Origin of the sequence: Methylibium sp., assembly GCF_013817365.1 — a bacterium.
GTDB lineage: Bacteria > Pseudomonadota > Gammaproteobacteria > Burkholderiales > Burkholderiaceae_C > Methylibium.
On the sequence record NZ_JACDCU010000534.1, the window covers coordinates 1 to 2,431 of the forward strand.

3 protein-coding genes and 1 pseudogene are annotated in these 2,431 nt (G+C 64.5%); 1 reads left to right on the top strand and 3 read right to left on the bottom strand.

From position 1 onward, the window contains the following. Positions 1-124: pseudogene (locus H0W38_RS20950) on the top strand (IS630 family transposase); the annotation flags it as partial. Here the strand turns inward: H0W38_RS20950 and H0W38_RS20955 are convergent. The 3 genes from H0W38_RS20955 to H0W38_RS20965 form a co-directional block, all read right to left on the bottom strand. Further along, positions 104-715 (bottom strand): hypothetical protein, encoded by a 612-nt coding sequence (locus H0W38_RS20955; protein ID WP_292457826.1) that lies wholly within the window; start codon positions 713-715, stop codon positions 104-106. The pseudogene H0W38_RS20950 and the gene H0W38_RS20955 sit on opposite strands and share 21 nt — an antisense overlap. Positions 716-1,226: 511 nt before the next feature. Then, complete coding sequence (locus H0W38_RS20960) at positions 1,227-2,144, bottom strand: MT-A70 family methyltransferase (protein ID WP_292457828.1); 918 nt, start codon at positions 2,142-2,144, stop codon at positions 1,227-1,229. 6 nt (positions 2,145-2,150) lie between these two features. Then, the coding region (locus H0W38_RS20965) for a hypothetical protein (RefSeq protein ID WP_292457831.1) at positions 2,151-2,431 on the bottom strand (281 nt) is incomplete at its 5' end.

A 2,431-nucleotide genomic window follows, 5' to 3' on the forward strand; every position in this document is an offset into this window, starting at 1 on the left:
TGACTTGAAGAGAAAGCTCATGCGCTACATCCGCAAGTACAACGAACAACCCAAGCCCGTGAAGTGGAAGTACTTCGATCCAACACGGCGAATTACTCCCGATTCAATCGTTACGGCCCACTAGTGGAAAGAGTGGCTCGTCCATGGCTTGGATGACTGCCGCAGCGGCCAGGTGCAAGAACTTCGTTTCCTGCCATGTTGGCGCGTCGATAGACGACGTCCCCGCCGCGTTCGTCTCGTCAAATCCATCCCTTAGCGTGCTCTGAACGAGGTCGTAGCAGCGGTTGAGCATGATGTTAGCCAGGAAGGGCTGGGACTCCAACTGCGCCATGTCGAAGGTGCTCGACTCCTGTTTCCGCGTCTCCGCCACGGTCACTGCCGCCGCATGGTGCATCACGGCGTAGGCCCATACGCGTGCCATGTTGTCGCGACCGACCCGCTGGCTTCCCATCAGGTTCAAGGCATGGGCTCGGATCGTGCTCAGTTTGAGCGTCCGCTCTTGACCGATCGAGCGCAGGTGCCGGGCCTGCTTCGTGTTGCGCCCGTCCGGAGCGTCCTTGGACGTCGGAGCCTTCAGGATCTCCAAGAGTTCGTGGTTCTTGATGCTCTGCGTACCCGCGAAGAGCGCCCGCGTTGCGAACTGGTGGAGATTCGGGTCGACGAGTCGGACCCGCTCCACGGGCACATCGAGGCAGAGCGAGAGCGTGTCGATCAAGATGCTCTCAAGCAAGGTGTGGCCCTCGTACACCGAATTGGCCTTGCCGTCAGGGCCCGCCGTCGAATGGTGGTGCATAGGATGCTTGGCGCGGTGTCGGGTAGGAGCCTCACCTCCCCGCCTGCTGCGCCTTTTTGCCAAGAGTCTGTCAGTTGCGCTTATCGGCAGCTTTCGCTGTCGACTTGAGCGCGGCTCTGTAGTTACAGAGGCTGCGCTGGCGACCCTGTACCGATGCTCGGACTCGGCCGTACGCCGGCACCCGGCCGGCCTGCGCGAGTCACCGATGCGCTACTGCGGTGATCGGGCTGAGCAGAATGCCCTGGCGAGAGCAGCGTCCCGGCGCTGCAAGGCTTCGGTTCTGCTTCACTACACCCGATCGCCTTGCCGCTGTGCGACCGTCGAGCGTCGCGCCCTTGCGCCATTCGAAGACCACCATAGGGCGGAGCACCCGGACGTCGCGCGACTGCGACGGCCGAGGGTGGCTCCCCCTTAGTGCTGGCGCGAAAGGCCGCTACGCCGCGAGCTGTTCGATGCTGCTCTCGAAGGCATCACGCCCTACTTCATTGCCCCACACCGTCCAGCCCGGCGCCGGCTCTCGCCCGAACAGCTCCAACCGCGGCCCGGGACTGGCCCGTTCGACCAGCGCACGGACCGCCGCCGGCTTTTCGCTGTGTCGCCCGCGCGGCAACTCGCTCCAGCTCCTCAGCGAATGGTCGGCGAACGGGCAGGACCCGCGCACGCCGAGCAGCATGAACTCGTGTGAAAGCCGCCAGTAGTTGCCCATCCCCATTTGCGGCTTGACCCAAACGAAGCAGCTCCGGTACTCGAAGCCCCAGGCCTCCAGGATCCTGCGCGCCTCGAACAGGAAGCCATTCGTCGTCCACAGGTGCAGGTGGGCCGATTCGGCGGCGAGGTCGGCCACCGGCAGCGCCGAAATTTCATCGACCGACATGCCGGGGTAGTGATTGCTCGTCGCGCCACGGCTGGCCTGGTTGTCGTAGCGCCAGGGCGGGTCCGCGTAGATGGTGCCGAACTTGACCCCCCTCGCCTTCAGTTCCTCGAGGTCGGCGACCTGCAGCAGGCCTGGCGCCTGGAAGCGAGCGGCCGACTCGCCTCTCTCCGGTTGCGGCGCGACCGACCTGACGAGCTCGTCTGGGTTGACGGGTTCGTTGGCCGCCCGCTTGCCCTCCACGTATTCGTTGAACAGGGTGTCGGAGATGCGCGCAAGTTTCTCGCAGCGGTGCGCCTCGTCCTTGGTGATGCCGGCGGCGGCAAGCACCTCGCGCTTGCCAGGCTGCTCTGCAAGGTCAACGTTCGGAAGGTTGCGGCCGGTCACCTTGGGCAGCGCCGCGGACAGCTCGCCGAGGCGGCGCCTGGCCCTCAGCCGGATCTCGGCGACCCATTGCTCCATCTGAGGGTCCTTGGCCATGCGTGCTTAGTCGCGCACAGCCGCCGCCTTGTCGGCTATGGTCTTGACCTCGGGGATGTTCTGTGCAGTCGCAATGGTTGCGAGAAGCGAGCGCGCCTCGTCGTAGCTGTCACGAGTCGGCGTAATCCGGCCACCCGGAGTCGGCATATACAGGCCACTCGAGGTGGCGCCGAAGGGCATCTCGAAGCGCCCTGTGAACGGCGTTATTTTGCCGTGTTTGCGGATGGTTTCGGGAGGCTCTTTTTCGGTGCCGGTCCGACCTTTGGATCGCGGTAGGACGGCCCGTC

What these genes read in the sequence shown, in the direction of transcription:
- H0W38_RS20960 (WP_292457828.1), bottom strand. Translation starts at nt 2,144, where the DNA reads ATGGCCAAGGACCCTCAGATGGAGCAATGGGTCGCCGAGATCCGGCTG.